Annotated in this window: 1 protein-coding gene (only partly in view); it reads right to left on the bottom strand. The window is 35.9% G+C overall.

The features are described from left to right. Positions 1-22,861, bottom strand: partial view of an Ig-like domain-containing protein gene (locus A7P55_RS11035; RefSeq protein ID WP_171552108.1) — the 5' portion only. It extends 15,230 nt beyond the left edge of the window; the window shows 22,861 of its 38,091 coding nt (coding positions 1-22,861); its start codon is at positions 22,859-22,861; its stop codon lies beyond the left edge, outside the window.

Below are 22,861 nucleotides of genomic sequence, written 5' to 3'. Positions count from 1 at the left end.
GCACCGTCATGCTCAAACTATCGCTGTCTTCATCCGTAGCTAACAATTGTTGGCTCAGGCTTTGACCTTCTGTTAAAACAATATCTCTGATTGCGGCAATAACAGGGACATGATTTGCCCCATCCACTTGAAGCTTGAGACGTTTAAGCGCAACGCCTCCTCGACTGTCGACAACTTTCAACAAGATCTCACTATCCACTCGATCTTGAGTTGTTGCTGTCCAACGAAGTTGCGCATGTGCTTGATACCCTTGATCAGAAGGTTGTCCCGTTGTGGTTGCATCAATACTGACACCTTGAGGTGCCTCAACAATGCTCCAATAGAACTGATTACCATCTTGATCAATCGCGGTTAAATCTAAAGTCCAGCTTTCATTCACTTTAGCCTTAAGCTTCGTCTCATCAAAGTGAATCACTGGCGGTTGATTATCATAAGGAAGTGCATAAATCTGATGTGCTAAATCGAATTTTAATAAACGTGCAGCATCTTTAGACACGGTTAAGTCTTCTGCTTTCACCACAGAGACCGTGATACCCGTTAAACTTTCACCAGCTTTTAAACTGCCGCCATGTGCTTGTAAATAACTACCAATATCCAATAACCACAATTCACTCTGTAGTCCTTGACCTTGTGTTGCCGAAACAATGCCACCATTAAAGTAGTGACCCGGATCAAGCAACAATAATAATGGGCCTTGGATACTATCCTGACCAATATTGGTCAGTTTCACATCATAACTGACCGTCCCATTGAGACGATCGGCACGCGTTTTTTCAAATTCAATGTGAACAAATGCGCTGTAATCAGTGACTGTAGTAAATGCTGCGGTATAAACACCCTCAAGACGAGTCTGTTTCGCACTTTGTAAGTTCGATGAGACCTCAAGTCGCCATTGACCTGCTGCAATATTTGGTAAAGTCAAAGTCACGCTGTTGGTTGCTTTATCCCAGTGCACGGATTCAGGCAGCAGAACTTGATTGATATTTTTACCCATTCCGACAATACGATAGTTCGCTGGATTCAATACACTTGCAACATCTGTGCTATCACTGCCATTGTTGCCCAACCACATCGCCTGATCAAAGCTTAAAGTCGCATGACTCAACGGAAGAGGTAAATATGCCCCATCCTGAATTGAGCTGGCAATCACTGTTGGTGCTTTAATCAGTGCAATCTCGTCAATACGATTGGTTTGAGCCACCAAGATTCGCTGATCATGAGTGATAATAATGGACTCACCACGAGAACCACCTTGCGCTAGTTGAATGGCCTGACGTTTGGCTAAGCTGATCATCCAAACAGCAGCATTGTCTTGTTTGAGCAGTGATTTGCTACTACTGGTGAATTGTTGACTGTTATTGGCAGAAGCAAATAATAAGCCTTCAAATGCTGTGCCTTTTTGTCCAAAGACTAAGCTATCAATTAAACCATTTAAGCTGTATTCAATCTCCGCCCGCCCTTTGGTTTTACCTGTAAGCGGTAAACTAATGATATCGGTTTTACCAATATGAGAAAGAATATTCGAACTTGTCCAACGGACAGCCCATAAGCGGCCATCTGGTGCAAAACTTAAATCAGAGACCAATGCATTAGAGAAGTGCGTCCATTGCTGTCCTACTGGCGCATGAAGATCAAAAATCTCAATCCCATTTCCAGATGAAACATAAATTCGATCTGTTTCTGGTTCAACAGCTAAAGCATGGGTCAATGGTTCTTTGGCAGGACCTTTAATTCGCTCAATAATCTGGCCAGTCGAGTAATCCAGTAACCAGAGCTCTTGACCCGTCAATACCCATAATTGACCTTTTGAGTCGATCGCCATATCCATAATCGGTTGATCAAAGGTATAGAGTGGTTTTTGTTGTGTGCCGCCGTCTGTTGCATAAATAAAGAGTTGATTACGATACTGACCAGCACTCACCAGAATGCGCTGGTCTGGCAACTCGACCATGGCCATTGCGCCGACTTCACCTTGACTCGCATTAAAACCACTTGCAAAAGCATTGAGACTAAACGGCGATAAAATTGAGTTTAGGTCTGTACTTTGATTTTTATCAATTTGACCCGTTAAACCTTTTTGCGCTTCGACAAAAATAGCGTTATTTAAATAACTTCGATCTGGTGTTGCTTGAGGGATTTGTGTTGTTTGCTGTAGAGATTCATTGCTACCTATTTCTGTCAATAATTGTTGTCTAGAACCATCATCAGGTAAAACTGAATTGGTTACTTTAGCGACCTCTTGATTTCCTGCAATATCCGTTGCCACTGCCAAGAATTCATATTGAACACCCGCCTTTCCAATAAACAGCAACTCACCTTTCGCTTGCACCAATTGCTTTTGCCAGATTTTGAAATCACCACCATTTTCAGCAACATAAAGGGTAACATGTTTGATACCACTGCTATCATCTTGCGCAGACCACTGTACTTGGTAATGAACTTGGCTTGCATCTGTACTTTGCTGTGAAACAACTTGTAGCGTTGTTACTGGGCGTTGATTATCTAAAACATATAATGTGGTTTGGCTATCTACAGGTGGGGTATTATTGAGGTAAATACGCGCCTTTGTCTCAATCTCTTCATTCGACTTCGCCGTTTCAATCGACTGAATAGTATACCCAACAAAACCTTTACTATTTCCATCCAATTTTAATAAACGGTGTAAGTTCTGAATTGAAAGCTCGCCTGTATTTGGATCAATGGCTTGAATCAACCAAGTAACAACGCGATTTTCTGCATCAATACCTGCACTTACACGCAAGATAAAACCAAGACTGCCAGTGAAATCAAAATCACTGCTAAAACTGCTTCGATTTTCTGGAACATGAATATTGATATCCCCAATCTTCATATCCGTTAAACGGAGTGTATATGGGTCCAGTTGTTCATCAATTGCCGTCACTAGACGAATTTGATGCAATGATTGTTCAGATGTATTCTGGAAGCTGATCATAAATGGTAATGCAGTTTCACTCGGAACATAGCTTTTACCATCGGTATGCGGCATCACGGTTGGACCTTGTACATGTACAGCATCCGTATTTACAGCCGCAATTTGCTCTAGATATTGCGTTAAGGCAAGTGCCTGTGCCCCAATAGGATTAAAGTCTTCATCCAATAAGCCCAAATGACGTAAATATTCGAGTTGTGATTTACCACCTGCAAAAATATTAAAATTAATGAAGTGTTTATTGTTTTCACTATTTAAAATCAGATCTTCTGGCTTAATATTCTTAGGCACTGGACTTAATGCAAAACCACCATCTTCACCTGTGCGTACTTCATAATACTCAATTTGTGCTTTAAGCGCCTCCGGATCACCCGCCCATTTCGAGGTATCACCATACCATTTTTGCATTTGCTCAAAGAATGACAAGACACTTGCTTTAGTTTGATAATTTTCGCCCGCTTTGGCCAACAGAATCCCTGTTGCTAAGTTTGCGGTGAGGCTCAGAACCTGAACGCCCTCTCGAATTGCGGGTGCCTGATTTTCAGGACGTAATAATCCGCCTTCTTCTAAGGCGGCAAGCCAACCTTGCACCCATTGTGTTTCATCCGCAGCCAAGGCTTTCAAACTCACATTGGCAGACGTGTCTTTTAAAATCGCATCACGCATTTTTAATGCATGTTTGATTTGATCCTGAATAAATTCAGCACGTGTAATTGGTGTGGCGGCAGCGGCAATATTAAAGCGGAAATCTAGGGCTAAAAGCTCGTTTTTGGTTAAACGCTCTTCTGGATCCAAGAAGCGAGTCGCTAAACCAGCTGCAATTTTATTGAGATCATAAACCCCATTGTTCAGCAAACCTTGTGCTTTCCAATCAGGATGGATCATATAGAGTTGTTCACGCAACCCTTCAAAATCCATATTGATCCATTCTTTCAGACCCGGATAGGTTTTGATATTGAAAGTAAAGCCAGTGAACCCTGAAGCATTGACGTCAAAAGCATAGCCGGGTGCTAGGTTAATACCTGAGGTATTTAATGTGCCGTCTAAATTCGCCCAAGCAATTTGATTCAGTTTATTTTTATCGGTTGGTGTGGTGCCATATTGTTGGGTATTAGCCTGATCACCAAGGATCACACCCGAAGGTTGACCACCAACATTTGAACCAAAAATAATGAAAGGCAGATTTAAACCTTCAATTAATGATTCATTATAGCCCATCTCCACCGCACCAATATCCAAACGAACATATGGTGTATCGACGTTGGTGAGACTTTGCAGAGAAACACTATAATTACCCGTCTCACCTGGAGCAATTTGACTCGCGCCACCTAAGCCAATGGTCACATCAGGCTCGATGGCACGCTCGACCAAGTAACGATATGGCTCTACAATTCGATCACCATTCGGATTCGTCACTACAATATCATACAAGCCATGTGGAACTTGACGAAGATCAAATACAGCTCTGATATGTGTAGCATCAAGTACTTGCCAACGCTCTGGTTCTATTTCAAATACACCTGGACGGCTCAGTTTAACTAAAGCACCAGCCGAGAACTGCGCCCCATAAATATCCATAGTGACCCAGCGATAATCATTCGTCCCTGTTCCACCTTGATCTGGTGTGACTTTCGTAATCGATAAAGGTAGTGTTTCTGCAATAATTTTTGCTGGTGTATTTTTAGCAGAATTGCTTGATTTCACTAGAATATAATAAGTACCCGCTTTCGTCGTTGGTACCAATAATTCTTGGTCAGGCGAATTGGCTAAAGTATAGGCATAATCATACTGCCCCGTGCTCGGTACGCCTTCATAACGAATGTATATTTCATTCGAGCCACTAAGCGCACTCGAATCTAAACGTACACGTAAAGTTTCACCTAAACCAACCTCAAGTTTATAGAGATACTGATCACCACTGCTGAGTGTCAAATCCGTATTGGTATTGAGTAATAATTTAGGTACCGTCACCGTAAATGTTGAGGCTGACGCAGCTTCATTATTTGCTTCTGCTGGTGCAATATTTAAACCTGTTTCGGTATAAACAATGCTCCCCTCATACACTTCATTATAAATATCTGGACGGACAACAATATACCATTGGCCATCTTGAACAGTCGGTAATAGCGCTTCAATGAAACCTGTATATTGTTGCTGCGCTGCTAATCCACCTTGATGAGTGAAACGCCCCAATAAAATATCCTGATTATCCCAAGTATTATTTCGAGATAGATAAACGGCATCAGACCACTGACCATGTGCTTGATAGTCTGCGACATTTTTAACGATATACTCAACGCGAATCTTCTCACCCGTTTTCGTTTGCGCTGGCAATACAATATCGCTGACTTGTAAATCAACAGGGTCAGGTTGAATAATGAGTAATGGCTGTTCGGCAGCAAGGGTGTTATTCAGATCATTTTCAAACTCTAAAACACTACCTGTTGCTCCATCGCGATAATAAGCAGGATCTGTCACTACGAAGACATAATATGTCCCGCTCATCTCAGTTGAAATCTGGGCTTGAATTGATGCCGAGTACTCAGCATTTGCTGCTAAGCCGCCACTATGATTCACAAAGCCTAAAAGTTTATCTTTATTTAAATCAAGTACTCGGTCAGTAGACAAATAAATCAAGTCTGTCCACGAACCTTGATCTGATGGCGTTTTTCCACCAAGATTTTTTACGATATATGAGATATCGACTTTTTGACCTGAAATCACACTAGTTGGGCTAGTTACAGTGCTTACTTGTAAATCAGGTGGGCTGACAAAGTTGATTGTTAGAGCAATCGATTTTTCGTTATTACCTTCATCTTTAAATTCTAAAACCGTTCCTTGATCTAACCCATTTGGTTTTTTGATGGTATCTAGATTTTTACGGATACTAGATGGACGATCATTTGAAGTTTTACCGGCATTGAAATAATTGGTATCTGTTTTAATAATCAGATTAAAATGACCACCAATTGCAGCAGGTACGGTAAATGTTGCTGATCTCGTATAAGTTTCCCCAACTTTCAGAACATCGTCTAAAGCCACCAACCTCACTTTACCTGTTATTTCGGTATATTCACCACGATCTATGACTGGATAGTCAGAGGCATCCAGAGTATTGTCGATCGATAAATAAACCCCATCATACCAACTCTTCACTCGTGTATCACGAGTCCCCGTATTTTTAACAGTCCACGTCACCGTAACCGTTTCACCTGAATTCGGGTTTGCGTTGGAAATTTGGATATCCTGAATGACTAAATCAGGCTCTCGATATACAACATTAAATGACGTTGAAATAACATTATTTTGTATGAGGTTATTTTCAAATACTGCTTTTTGATAAGCTTCTAAAACATGTTGATTATCTCCGCCATTGAGAGCATCCAAAGGAATAAATGGCTTACCACCAAGACTTAAAGCTGCATCACTGAACACATAAATATAGTATTGTCCATCATAGCCTGCAGGAATGCTGAATTGGCCTGTCGTGGTGTAGCTTGCCCCTGATTTTAATCCTTGTGCATTGGAGTGTTCCACAGAACCAATCAGTGTAGAATACTCTGGACGATATTCTGGATATGCACTAATAACAATATAATCCATCCACGAGCGTGTACCAGTCCAAACATCCGCCCCTTTATTTTCGATAGTCCAAGAAACATTGACCGTCTCACCAGAAAATACTTGTGGATCAACAATAACTTGTGTCGCAACTAAATCAGATGCTAAGGCCGTCACACGTGAAGCCACTGCAGCAGTATTGTTTTCTTGAACTTTCTCTAGTTTGACCTTGTCATTTATATCTTTCAGTTGCTTGGTATTGGTTTGAACAACTAACTGTAAACCTGTCACTGATGGAGCCAATAAAGGAATGACCTGCTCTACAGTATAGGTTTCGTTGTAACCTAACTTTCTAGTTTGATTAAAAACACCGAGTTTCCAACGAATAGTGGCTTTAGAGAGATCTGCATTATCAGCTAACCAAACTTCATCGGTCCAAGTGCCTTCAAACTCATCGGCACGGTTCTTCACGGTATAGCTAAATTGATAACTTCCCCCAGCAACAGCCTGAACTGGCGCTTGAATATCAACTACAGTAAAGTCTGGTGGTGAGAAACCTAAAATATCAATTGCTCTTGCTTTATAGTTGTTATTATCAACCTGTGTTGGATCATCCAAATTAATATTGGTTGCAAGCGTATCTTCTAAAATAGCATCATAGGTATCACTCCAGACCGTAATATAATACCGACCAGAATACGTCCCTTCAGGTATTGTGACCGTTATTTGCCCTAAATAGTCTTCTCCAACCTCAAGCAACCCGGTATGACGGATATCACCTAATTTTTTATCACCTTTAGATGGATCTGGTTGACGCTTATCTACCGTCAACCAAACACTATCGATCCAGCTATTAATACTACTTTGATCACCCTGTGTCTTGGCAGAACCTTTATTGCTTACCTTATAATCAACCGTAATTTTACTACCATGACTCGCTTGGTCTGGTGCAATCACATCGCTGGTCACAATATCCGCAAAAGGTGTCGGCTCGACATAGAGCTTTTCTACTCGAATATTATTATTTTCGTTTGGATATTCATCGATGCTGTTGCCAGAATCAGACACGACAATAATATAAACATCACCGCGATAACGTAATGGCACGGTAAATTCATCGGTAATAGTGGTATAGCTTTGAGTTGGAGCTAATGCTGATCCGCTATCATAGCGCCCAATCAACATATCATCAGAACTCAACTTACCATCAAGAGATAAGTAAACAGAGTCCTTCCATTGACTACTGGTAACCAATGGTCCCACATTGCTGACCGTAAATTTGACACTGCCTTTGCCACCAGCAATGATTTTTTCTGGTGCCTCTATCTTCGTAACTCGTAGATCTGGACGAGGATTTAAATCCACCCGTAAGATATCATCAGAAATTAAACGATTATTTAAACGTGCAGCTGCATGTTCATAAATTTGACTGTTCGTGTTTTTGCCTAAATCGGCATTGGTCACCACCTCTAAACGCCATGCCCCCTCTAAACGAGAAGGTAGACCTACTTTTTCTGTTCGAGTATAGGTTTTGCCGATTTCCAAGCCTTGTGTATAACTATAATTTCCTAAATAGATTGGAGATTTACTACCATCTAAAGAAATTAACCGAACACTATCAATCCAGTTGCCTGTTGCATTTTTACCTGCTTGGTTACGGACACTCCAACTAAACTCTACTTCCGTCCCCTCATATGCAGTTTCTGGAAGTGTGATATTTTCTACAATAAGATCAGGATATTCTGCCAGTTGGACTTGGGTCGTTAAGCCTAACTTCTGATTATTGTCCCCATATATAAACTCAAATACACTATTCCCTGTATTTGTACTCATATTTATATAGTAAGTACCAGACAATCCATTTGGTAGGGTAATTGCCAAAGAATGTTCATAACTTTGGTTTGCAGCTAAATAGCCCAAATGTTGAATGGATCCCAATTCCCAGATTTGCCCTTTGCCATCAGCCTGACTACTTAACCAAATACGGTCAACCCAAGTATCTTTATCTGTAATACCAATCCCTTGGTTGGAAACAGACCATTTTACCGTGGTTGTTGAACCACTGATTAATTGCTGAGTATTGTCAATTGATAAACTATTGACCTGTAAATCTGCGTAAGCCTTTGGCATTACGTCAACGATATGATCGGATTTTGCGGTGTTGTTCGCCTCTAAATCATTTTCCCAAACTTGTTTTAAGCTATCTGTTTGAACAAAGATATAACCATGTTTAGTAAAGTTTGGACCAAATCGATATTGAACAGATGAAGTATAACTTGCGTCTTTTTCAAGTGTTCCATCATGGATAACTTTAGCTAAAACAATATCATCTGAATTACCTAGGATATCATCGCTAGAATAAATCACCGTATCTGTCCACGTTGTATTGAGTCCAACGCCAGTGCCAATATTTGATACAGTCCATTCCACTTTTAAGGTTGCAGGATCAGCAATTGTTTGAGTTGGTACACTGATATTTTTAACAACTAAATCAGCATATTCTGCCTTCGCAATTTCAAGACTTTGTGAGTATTGATTATTATCTTCCGCATTATATTCAGCATTTTTATTACTTGCATCAGTAACAATAATGAGACGCCAACGACCAGATAAGTGCTGTGGAATTTTATAATTCAGTACAGATGAAATAGATGATGAGCTGCCGATTTCGGTATGGAGTACTTCACCAATTTTAATGTCACTACCATCAATTGCATCATCAAGTGATAGGTAAACAATATCCTTCACCTGAGCAGCTTTTGCACTCCCTTGATTGTAGGTTGTCCATGAGATATCAATATTCTGACCACCTTGTAGAACTCCCGTCGTTTTCAAATTACCAACAACAAGATCAGGGCTCACCATTTCAATTACAGTATTTGCTGTATGGCTAACCGCATCTAACTCACGCACGTAATTATGAACATCAGAAGCCACCTCTAGCTTCCATTGTCCTAAGGCAATATTCGGTACGTTAACCCACACTTCCTGAACAAATTTTTCCCCTTTTGCAACATCACGATTAAAAGAGGCAGGAGAGATTGATAAATTATATATCTGGCTAGGGTTATTGCTATTAATCAATCGAACACGGTCATAGACCAAACCAGTAAAATCTGCTGTTCCAGTATTATTTAAGGTATATGTGAGCTTTACTTGGTTCCCGGATTGCCATTGCGATTGAACCTGAACATCAGAAATTTGAAGATCGGGTAATTTCTCTCCCTCCAAAACAATCGGCTGAGAGACAACGATATTATTTTGCGTGTGCTCTGGCTCATAAGCAGCACCATAACTATCTGTTTTAACAAATAAATAATACTGTCCAAGGCTTCCATTTAATGAAAAATCAAGATAAGCCTGATAAGACTCTCCAACCGCCAAAGCACCCGTACGCGTAACAGAACCTAATACCGTTGCACTTGAGTCCAATGTTGGCTTGGTTGACATATAAACTGTGTCGACCCAACGATTAATATCTGTTGTCAAATTACCATTATTGGAAACTTTCCAACTCACACGACCTAATTCATTACGACCTAATACTGTCGGGAGTTGAACAATTTCAGGACTCAGATCAGCATATGTTTTTATGATATTAAACTGAGCAGAAATCACCTGATTATTTGCTCTGGTATCTGGCTCTTTGATGTTTTGATTAACATCAGTCACTACAGCAATATAGTAACTGCCTTGCAGACGAGGTGGGATTGTAAGCGAGATATCCTGTTGATAGCTTTCGCCAACCGCTAGATTTTTGACGCGATTATAGTTTGCTAAAATAATATCATCGGCATTCCCAATAATCGCATCTCGGCTTAAAATAATACGATCAACCCATTGACCTTCAGCGACTTCATCACCACGGTTTGTTACAGTCCATTGAATTTTAGCTGTATTTCCTGCACCCACATTTGTTGGAACAATAACTTGCGAGACTCTAAGATCTGCATAGGTTTGCGCTGTAGAACTAAATGTTGCGGCTAAGCTATTATTCGCTTCAGCATTACCTACAGAATTGACTTCGTAGACAATACCCTGCCCAGCAATATTACTATCTGCAGTAACTTCAATAATAAATTGGCCAATACCATCTACACCTTCAGGCATCGTGAAGCTGAAACTACGATTACGTATCTCACCAGCCATGATCGGCAAAGCATCCTGCCCATTAAATGCAACGGCAAAATTTAATATCACTTTACCAGCGCTACCATCTGGATTTTTTGTACGGACAGTCAGTCGATCTTGATAATTTGTAGGCGTTGCCACACTTCCTTGGTTAACATCTTGCCATAAAACGGTGACAAGATCTCCAGCCTGAATTTTTGATTGCAAAAATTGTAAATTTTTAACCACTAAATCTGGTCCAGCAATCACCTCAATCCGAGCTTCGTTATCATTCTCTAATGAACCGTCTTGACTGAATTCAGGAATCGAATTTAAAGCGTCGACTTTAACTTTTATCAAGAACTGTCCAATCGCATAAATATCCGATGGCCAAACAAAATTGAATTGACGTTTGATTTCACTATTCTGAGCTAAACTTTGCGCAGACATTAAAATATCTTGGGCTACAACAATCGACCCTGTCGTAATATTAATTATTTCAACTCTTTCTATCCATGAACCAGATGCAGGCGCCTGTCCAGAATTTTTAACATCCCAATTTAATGTAACGGAATCACCAGACTGCCAATTATGTGCTGGTGTCAATGTGATGTGATCTACCGATAAATTAGGATAATTTCTAAACTCACTACTAAACGATATGACAGCTTGATTGTTTTTCCGCGATTCAGATGTTTCCTTTTGTTGATTATAGAAGTCCGCTTCAACAATGACTTCAAAATCACCAACACCAAGGCGGCCCTCTGGTAACTTAATAAGTACAGTACGGTTAATAGATTGATTAATTAAAAGGGCACCAGAACTTTGTTCAGAATATGAAACTAAGCTCTCAGCGATAATTTCCCCTGTACTTTTATTTTTTATCAAAACTCGATCAGTAAAATCTCCAAAAGAATTACTGTTTCCGATATTTGTTGCAGTCCAGCTTATCTCCAACTGACTGCCTGATTTGATCGTATCACCATCCGTACTACGTACTTTTAGCTCGTTTATCGATAGATCAACTCGCGAAGCATTGTTTTCTAAATCAATAACGACTGGATTAGAGGCTGCATGAACATATACCGCCATACGGAATGGTAGTTCAATATCATCACGATTGAGTTCATCAAATAGAATCGTATACACACCTGAAACGGTGACAACAAACTCTGAGCCCAGATTATTGATATCATTTCTTGAAATGACTTGCTGACGACCATATGGATCTATCACGATCAATTGGGTGGTATAGTTTTGTTTCCATTGTCCATTGTAATAGTTATAACTTTGTGCAATTAACTCATCAAAATCGATAAATATACGATCTCCAGCATTTGCTGTAATCTGATATGCAGATAGCTCCCCTTCGGGTTTAAGACGATCTTCAACAATTTGCCCACTGCTGAGTTGCTGTGCCTGAGTTAAATCTAGAAGTTTAAAGCCATAGACCTGCTGACTAAAAGAAGCTGTTTGAACCTTAACTCTATAAATACCTGCATTTAATGATAACAATCTGCTATTGATCAGATTATTTGAATAATCAGAAAAAACTGTATTCCCCGAACGATCAATAATCGTAAATAAAAGGTTTGAATCTGTCGCAGTTAAGAGGTCAAAGAGTATTGTCGATTTTTTATCTATTTTTAGATCATAGGTAACTTCTTGACTAGCTGCATTTAAAATTCCAGATTTTTTGTCATTTAAATGAAGCTGAGGAATATTTCTTAAATCAATACTATCAACTTGGAACGAAACCGAACCAGAGTATTGATAATATTCTGAACTATATCCATTCGATGTATCATCAAAAACAATATAATAATATCCACTATGTTTCAGACTAATCAATGAACCATCTAATGATGAGCTCAAATTATTTTCAGTAACAGCTTGACCAAATTCATTCACAATCCTATAAGGAGGAACAGTACCAGATACTTGTCCTAAACTATTGAACTGTATATTTTGACCAACTTCTGCATAAAATTTGTATACACGATTGGCTGTTGCATTTTTTGAATAATTTAAAGTTACAGATTGACCCTGTTGGATCGCTGTCGCTTGAGCTGACAGATTCATCCATTTGAATTGGAAATTTTCTGCATACGATGCATTATTGACGATGTATTTATATACACCAGCTTTTAAATAATAAGCAACGTTAAAACCAGTCCCAATAACTCTTGATTGCGAATCCAACACAGAAACGCCGTAATTATATGAAGAATTATAAGTTGACTGGATACGATCTAAATAATATAAGCCATCAGACTTTACTTCAAAATAAAATTCCTGAGATGAACCTGTATTGATAATTCCAGACCAATTTTCCGTAGAAGTCATATTTTCTGGTATATTAATTTTTTCAGAAAATTGTGTAATTGGGCGGATCAATCCTGACTGACGACCTAAAACAACAGTATTATTTCCTGTATAGGCATCCTTAGCATTCTCACCCGTTAACGGGTTATAGCTATTATTTTGATTACCACTTAATCCAATATAATAAATACCTGTTGTAATCGCTGTATAATAATAACCATCTCCGCCATACGAAGTAGAATAAACTGCATTACCAGCAGAATCAAAAATTCGTGTTAGGAAGTTACTATTGGTGTATGAGGAGATATTCAAATGCTCTCCAGCAACCAACATAATTTTATATAAGTCAACGTCTTTACTGGCATTAGTACCATCGCCAATTGTGGTCGTAATTTTAAATTGCGTATCCGCTTTAAAACTCAACTCTTTAGCTGTAGCAAACGTATTGCCAACATCCGTGCTTTCAGTCAGATTTCCTTTGCTGCGGTTCAGTGTAATATGCTGTGTACCAGCGCTGCTATTTTTAAGTTCAAGATAATAAATACCTGTTAAAGTTGCATTATGCTGTATGGAACCTGCTGCTCCTTTAACGACTTCGTTTCCTGATGAATCTAGCAGACGGATTTGTCCTGCTTGAGCCTCAGAAAGTATTGCATTAAAAGTATCTCCCTGAGTCAGTATAAATCTGTAGAGATAAGGCTGATTGGTCGCTGGTTGGAGCAGGTTTATTTCAGTTTGACCGTTTTTCAGGAACAATTCTTGAGCAGTATTGAGTGTTTGGCCTACATTGCTATATGCACCTGTTTGATCAATACGAGCATCAAATTGTAATGCAGCGGCCTGATCACTATTGGAGTTTACACTGAGCGTATAATGTCCAGCTGCAAGATAAATTCTGGCAAGCCCATTCGCAAATGTTAAGTTGTTATGACTAAAAATTTGACTGTTATTTTGATTCCGTAAAGCCAGTGTAATACCAGTGTCGCTAGAAGCAATGTTCTCTAGAACCAACCACCCCTCGCTTGCCATACTGAAAGTATACTCAGCCCGATCAGCAAGTTTTGACATAGATACACTTACCGTCTGACTAGACTGTAATACTGACACAGTATTTAAAACAGGTACCACTTGTACGTTGAAAGCATTAACCGTACTTGTGCTTGATCTTCTAACGATCAAATAAGCTTGACCGTCAGGTGCAATAAATGTATTACTGTTATTATAATCATTGCCTGAGATTAAAATCCGCCCATATGCATCTACAATCTGATACGAAAGCCCCGTACTGGTAGTAAAATCTAAACTATATTTTTGACTTGGCTCTGTATTCAATTCAATGAAGGCCAGATTCTCACCAACTTTTAATTCAGAGCTAATATTTTCAACAAGATTCACTACTGAGGACTTTGCAATATAGTCAACTAACTTAAATGAATAAGTAGGTGTATCAGACCGATAACCACTAAATACGAAACGATAATTCCCCGCTGTCAAATATTGTATTGAATAGTTATTTGTATCAATTACTGTCCCATCTTCACGAATAATACTAAAATTGGTATTGCCTAATACAGCATCAATAATAAAAGCAGTTGATTTATCCAATTTCAGTGTGTATGTATGTACATCTCCAGCTTTGACTATTTGACTTGAAACCTGGTCACCAATATTAAGGGTTTGTTTAACTTCAGCAGGTTGAGTAACTAAGACAGAAGTTGTTCTAGCTGAATTGGATGAATATCCCCAAATCAACAAGGTGTATTGACCTGATTGTGTTAAAGTATATTTAACAGAGTTATCTTGACCTCCTGATTGGGAAGAGGAAATAACTCTATTTCCAGATGGGTCATATAACTCCCAAAGAACATCATGGTAATTTGAGCCAGTATTTCTTAAATCAATGAGCCAAGTTTCACCTGCTTGTCCATCCAAATTTTGTATATTTGCTTTTTGACCATTCGCTGAATTTACTGTAATTTTTTGATTCAGTTGAAGTTCATTTTCATTTGGCTTTAGTAAATCCAAAAACTGTAAATAGTACCCACTGGCACTTGATGAAGTATTAGAGAGTGTAATTTCATATTCACCAGACTCTAAAGAAAAATAGCCTCCTCCATTTAATTGAGTTTCATAAACATTACCAGCCCCATCTTTTTTCTTAATTGAAAAAACAATATTTGAATTATTCCCATTAACTTTGTACAAAGATTGATTTTCAATTTTTATCTTATACTTTTGCTGACTATTATAAGTATTTAAAATCCCACTAACAAAATCACTTTCAGCAAGATTTAAATATTTAGCTTTATCTATCAAAGTAAAACTTATACTTCCACTATAATCTGAATAAGAAGTAGGTCGAATCAAATAATTACCTGTTTGGTTAACTTCAAAACCAACACCATAATTATAATAACTTGGCTCAATTGTTTTTATATAATTACCTTGTAAATCATATATAATAAATCCCCCATGCTGATAATTATTTCTACTCAAATCATAAAGTCGATCTTCACTCAAATAAATTTTCAAAAACTTATCTGGTATTCCTTGATTATATGAAATCTGTGTCAATATATTTAAATTCAAGTCAATCGATTTGTTCACGGCAACCGTCTTAAAGCTAAATGGGTTTGCACGATCATTTGGTTGACTATCATTCACTACAGTTAAATAGTATGTATCTGCAATGAGAAGGTAATTATTCTTATTAAGAATAACTTCTAAGCCCTTACTATTTACTAGCTTATAATTATTACTTGAACTATTTAATGAGAGCTGCTCCAACTTCAGTGTAGTCATCTCATTGATTGTAAAAGTATAGCTTTTCTGCTGCTCAAGTCCCAAAAACTGATCATTTACAGTTTTATTAAGCTCAATTACTAGTGGTTGCGGGTTTTGCTTCTTGAGTAAATTAAGTTGATATTCAATTTGAGAGTTACTAGAATTTTCAATCAATAAAATATATTGGCTATTTGGACCCTGTGTAGTTAAAGCTTGATACAGCGTCGAAAGAGTACCATTTGAAAGTTTCTTTCCATCCTGACTATAGAGTGTGTATCGTAAAGCGGATAAATTTTGTCCACTAGTAATGACATGATGTAACCAATATTCAGTATCATTCTGATTGTTTAACGTTAAGTTAAAGAATTGATACCCTCCTTTAGCCGCTAAAGTTACAAGGGCAGTTTCATCAGCGATAATACTGGCAAGCTTTGACTGATTTTGAACGACAAACTCTAAATTTTTTCCAAATATTTTATTTTTGAACTCAAGCTTATACTGGCCTGCTCTCAACCAGAATGCTTCTAAAGACTGCCCTGTTAAACTATTTAGTGTTCTAGGACTTCCCTCAAAAATAAAACCATCCGAACCTGTTATTTTTATATATTGATAAGCCAACTGTTTGAAATCAAAACGGATAAAACCATCTTCTGTAGTTGAAAATTCATATGTTAACTGGTCACTTAGCGCATTCCCAGCAATTGAAACAAATTGGTCTAAATGAATCGTTTCGACTTCAGCAACATGTTCTTCTTTGGTGACAATAAATTCAATATTCTCTTGAACGTCAGGGCCATTATTTTTTACTGAAATATAATAGTAAGGTTGCGTATTTAATAATTTAATAATTCCATTTTCATTAGCATAATCTAAGAAAATTCGTTCACCATTTTGCGTCCAGAAATCAAATTCAAGATAAAGGTTTTCAGAAATCAAACTTAACCAGAATTGATTATAATTATCAGTATAAACTGCAAAGTAGTCCTGATATACACGGAATAACCTAACCTCACCAGCAGCTAATTGGTCAATAACAGTATGCGTATTGGTTAATACATTCACAGCTTGTGCTGCCGGAATAATATTAAATGCAACATGCATCGCTTGTGATGGTCGTAATACGAGTTTATAAGTTCCCGCTGATAAATGGAAAGCTAGCACAGCATTATTACTATTAAACTCCTCACTACGTGAAAGTACAGACTCTCTATTAGGGAAACCATTTTGTTGGCCAAGACCGATTAAATCCCATTGCAAATTTTCATCGATTGGCAATTCAAAGAAATACGTTCCTGACTTTTCTATATTTAAAATAATATTTTGCCCTTGATAATCATTTAACAAATCAAGTTCATAAGCAGTATTTTCATTTGCATTGACTGACAAATGAATCTGCTTTGGTTGCTTCACAATATTGAATAAAATTTCTGTCTGATTATTATTTTCAATAACTAGCCAATAATTTTTACCAAATTCATTTAATGGAAGCCTCCACATAGCATAGTAATTTTCATAGACAAGCTCTCTACCATATTCATCGAATAATTTAAAAGTAAAATTACTAACTTCGCTACCATTTAGCTCTGGAATATCAATAAAATAATTAAAATCTGGATCAACAAGAAACTCATAAACTTGTGTATGTTCACTTGCTGCTACATTTTGGTTTTCTATAGATATTTTTTTCGGCTCTTCAACATCCGAAATATTAACTGTTAAATTACGACCACCTCCTAAATCAGATGGACTACTTCTCATAGTAAAAGCTGGCACATAATTGTAATAAAACTGAATAACATAATTACCGCTTTCTAATTTATAAAAATCTACATCAGTATATAAAGAGCGGCTTACAGGCAACCGACATCCATTTACAACTTGATAAATATTAGCAGAATAATTATTTAAACCATTGTAATTCAGGCTATACCAACCATCATTTTCGACATTAAAATTAAAAGAAAAAAACTGTTGACCATCTTGTACATTAAAAACATTATCAACATTTAGAATAATTTTTTTTGTTTTATCTTCAACAATAAAGTTAAAATTTTGGATACTTTCAGCTGAAATATTTGTAATTGTTAAATATATGATCTCTTTTTGTTTTTTAGCATCTCCATAAATTTCAAAAAGCTTTATAGAATCACCAAAATAATCAGTAAATGAACCATCTTCCATCCACAAACTTACTTTTAAGTCATTATATTGACTCAAATTTCTAAAAAACAATTCATCTGTTTGATCTAGTGTAAGCTTATAAAATACTGTTTCACCAGCAGCCAATGAATCAACAACAGTTTCTTCTTGTTTATTAATTTCACTTTTGATTTTTAAAACTGGTAATATCTTAAATTCATAACCAATTTCAACCAATCCCGGATTTACAATAATAAGATTATATATCCCTTTCTTAAGGTAAACTTGGTTCACTAAATCATTATTTGAAATAAAAGATGCACCTACTATTCCCCAATATAATCTTCCATCATCCTTAAGATTGGTAATAAAATACATTCCATCCTGTTCAATATTTAAGGATATTTTTTCAAAATTCTCAGTAGTACTACTCACACCTGAAATAACAAGTTCTGATTCTCCAACTGAAGTCGTAGAAACCACTGGGATTTCTGGTAAAGTACTATCAACCTCCTCAAGGAGAATAGAAATTTTTTGCTGCTCACTCCATAGAACCAAAATATAATTTTTATAATCGTAATATCGATTGAATTCAGCAATATTTTCTATTTTTCCACCAAAATCGAGCTGACCATTAAATACTTGAATTCCACTGCTTGTATACAATGCATATTCAACACTGCTTCCTTCAATCAGACTTAAATTATAATCCTTAAATTGATCGACACTAAATTCATAAACTCTATACGCATCTGTATTTGAAAAATCAATTTCAACATTATTGTTTAGTTCTATGTTTTCAACATTTTCATTGGTAGAAATAGAAAATTTAAACCAATTAAGTTCATCTTCCAAACTTGTTTCATTTAAAAATCTAGGTTCGGGTTTTCTAAAGTTAAGAACATAAGTTCCTTGCTCCAACCATAATGTTTTCAAACCGAATCCATCATTATGATTAAAGTATTCAGCACTACCATCAAATATAGAAATAGATCCTTTACTTAAACTCAAACCCTCAAAATCACCTGAATCAAATCTAAAAGTAACCCAACTAGATTCAATTACATCAAATACAAAATCAGATTTATCTAAAATATCATCATATTTAAATTGCAGGTCCTCATTCAAATTCACAGTTCTTCTTTTATCTTTTATTTCAAAAACCACATTTAACTTTTCTTCTGAAGCACTATTAATCACAACCACATAAATATATTTACAATCCGAATCCAAACTAAATACTTCATTTGGATTTAAACCACTATTTATTAAATCACCATTTTCACCAAAGAAATTCAAACTTAAATCAGGTGTTTCTTGTTTCAACTTTAGAAGAAATTCTTTATAAATATTTTCTGAAATCTTAAACCATTCACCTCCATTGGCTTTGATACTAGGTATAACTAGCTCACCATTCAATAAACCAAGCTCTAAAACATATTTTTCCTGTTTTATTTCAATTTTAATTCTTGCATCACTATTAGATGATCCGTTAAGAATTAATCTATAAACCCCTTTACCTAAATAAAATGATCTAGTTTCATTAAATGCATTCTCTTTCATTTCAGACAAACGGCTTGGCATAGAAGGATTAGGCAAAAACTCATTTCCACCATTACTATCAACAAGCGTCCAATGTCCACCATTAAAAATCGAGGCATTAAAGAAATATAAACCAGCCTCATCAACAACTACTTCAACTTCTTTGTATTGATAAGAATGATCAAACCTATAATTGAAACTATTATCCTCACTTAGGTTCAATGTTTTCTTACTTGAATTTAAAATAAAATTAAAATTAAAATCCACTTCGTTATTAGTTTCAATTATTAATAAATAATCACCAACCAATTCTTTTTTAAGAAGATCAACCTTATTTAATTCCCCACCACCACGAGCAATTTCAATCCCATCCAAACTTAATATTTTAAAGTTAAAACCCCCATAACCACCATCAAACTTTAATGAATAATCATAATCATCAACCATATTAAAATGATAAATTTGAAAAGAATTATCCACATTTAAACTTAGATTTTTTAATACATTTTGATCTAAAACTGGATATTGATTTATATCATTAATTTTAAAATTAAATGGTGTATTTTCAAGCTTATTATTAAATTCTATAAAGTATTGACCTGAAACAAGCCATTTAGCATGTATTATGTCAGCATCACCAGAAAATCCAGAGAAAATTTCGCCTTCTGGTCCAACTATTCTTACTGTTTCATAAATATTGTTAATTAATTCAAAAGTAACTAGGCCATCATGTTCAGCATTAAAGCTATATTTGATATCTCGTGGAAGTTGCTCAGCAGTCTCTAAGATTTCTTGATTTAAATAAATTGGTTTAGCAACGACAATGGGCTGAGTATGCTCTGTTCTTACATATTTAAATTTTATATCATGAAGTGTATCGCTTATACTATTATTTACTATTGATATATAAAGATTACTTTGCTTATAATCTTGATATAAATTTAGATCATTACTTACATCACCAACTATAAGTTTCCCATATTGATCCCAAATAGAAATATTTAGACTCGGATTATTTTTATCTACATTGAATAAATACTCATCTAAATATTTTGATTCGATCTTATAGATAACTGCTTCATTTGGTTCTAGTTTATTTATTAATATTTCTGAGCCCGAGTCTAGATTTAAGATTGTATCTGTTGAAATAAAGTCTAAATTAAATTTACCAATAGCATCATAATTTTCAACCGTGAGTTGATATATACCTTCTGCCAAATAAATTGGTTTTAAAGCACCTAAATTTTCAGCTTCATTAATATTAGATTCTATCGTTTCAATTCCAAACCCCTTAAGCATCCAAGAAAAGTCTCCAGAATTCACACCTGCTTTTATAAAATATGTACCCGCTTTTTTGACATTCAAATTGATATCATATTTTTTTAAGATACTGTTAAAATTATATTCTTGCTCAACTGTTCCTAAAATATCAATTTCATGTTTTACTGTTTTAGAAAGTCCAACACTATATGAAAGCGTTTTTTTCTTAGTTTCTGGCATTTTTACCCAGAGAAAATATTCTTGTTCCTTATTTATTCTCTGTTTTATAAGTCCTAACTGAGTGACATTTTCTTCTAATATTAAATCACCTTGATTATCAACCAAATATACTTTTGGTAAAGACATAGCTTTTTTAAGATCAATATATACGTCTATTACTCCTTTACTCCCTCCTGTCCCGGCACTATTTTCCACCAATGGATTATAATTACGATTACTATATGAACCAAAAGCTAAGTAATAATCTCCTTTCGTGTTAAAATCATATGTTAATGGAGAGTCATCTGTTAATTTTAATAAATTTCCATTTTTATCGAATATCTTTAGATAACCATCTATAGCGGGTCCATTTGGTGTCGAAATACTTATTTGATCACCTGAATTTACGTTTATTTTAAAGAAATCAACATCTGCATAACTTGTATTGTTATTTCCAACTTCTACTTTTAAACTATTATAGGCTTGAAGTTTTATTTCTTTTGCAGTTGCTATCGATCCGCCCGCATCACCAACTTCTTTAATCTTATTTAAATATGGTACATATGAAAAAATAATATTGTCTTTTTTATCTTTTAAATTTTCAGCCTCTTCAAAATATATATAATTATCATTTTCAGAATAACTTACACCTAAATAGTAATATCCAGATTTTTCTGAAAAATACTGAAGATTATTTCCATTTGATTTAGCTACTTCAACACCATTTTCATCAAATATTCTTAACAAGGATAAATTGTTTTTTTTCTCAACTTTAACAACATCATCTTTCGTTAGATATACTTTATAATACTGCACCCCAGTGTTTGAAAAGAATACCTCCTTTGAGATTATTCCTTCTCTTTTTAATTCAACGTTTTCAACTAAATTATCAAATATCAAGGCTAAGCTATCATTGTCCTTATTTTTTATCTTGATAAATTTCGAACTGTCTATGCCTACGGTTAGATTAGGATTATTTTCATCTATATTCCCTTCTAAAACTGAGCTATCTTTCAACTCAAAAGTAATCTCACCCTGAATATTCGCTAGACTATTAAATACTAAATTATAACTTCCTGCTTTCAAAAATTTAGGCGCTGCTTCTGCATTTTCAGTTTGTTTATTCGAAAAAATGAGCTGTCCAGTATTATCTTCAATCAACCATTCTGTATCTGGAATTCCTTGCGTAAGCTGATCATAAGCAATCCATTGATCTTGATTTAAATCAAATGTATATTTTTTAGACTCATATGGTTTATTAAATATAACCTTTTGCTTTTCATTTAGTTTTAAAACATCTATTGAGTCTTTGGTTGAATACAGCGTAAAAGAACTATTTACATTATTTTGAGAATTTTTTCCTTCTACTGATAACCAGTATGCACCCGATTGAGTTGCTTCAAAACCTTTGGATAGATTTGATTTATTAATAATTAGCTTAGCATTTGAATCAAACACACTCCAAGTCACTGCTGACGTTTGACTATCAAAGTAAAGACGATCCCCCTGATCAAGTTGTACTTTATATAGTACTGCTTGGGTCGATGGTATGAGTTTTAGGTCAGTTGTTTCATTCAAGTTCAGATTAAGTGCAGCACTTTCACCAAAAATCCGAAAAGAATAATCACCGGTCTTATCATCTTCACCATCGACTGTTAATTGATATGTATCTGGTAAAAGCTCAAGAAATTTATGTGCATCAACTTCTAAAGACATTGGTGAGAAATTTAACCCCTTCTCTTTACCTTTTAACGACCAATTAAATTTTTCTCCATTGATGCCATCAAAGAAGAATTTAGTTTTCTCGGTGACGACAAATTCATATTGTTTTTGTTCACCTGGTTTTTCAATATTTCCTGATATTTCATGCACTCCCGGCATCAAATCTGCTGAAAGTAAAAGCTTTGGTTCAAGTTGCTCTACTGTCCACATTTGCTCTTGTGTATTTGCATTAAACTCTTTATTACTCAT

Source organism: Acinetobacter sp. Ac_5812 (genome assembly GCF_013072695.1).
Lineage (GTDB): Bacteria > Pseudomonadota > Gammaproteobacteria > Pseudomonadales > Moraxellaceae > Acinetobacter.
The sequence above is the reverse complement of the archived record's forward strand: the minus strand, read 5'-3'. Positions and strand labels throughout refer to the sequence as shown.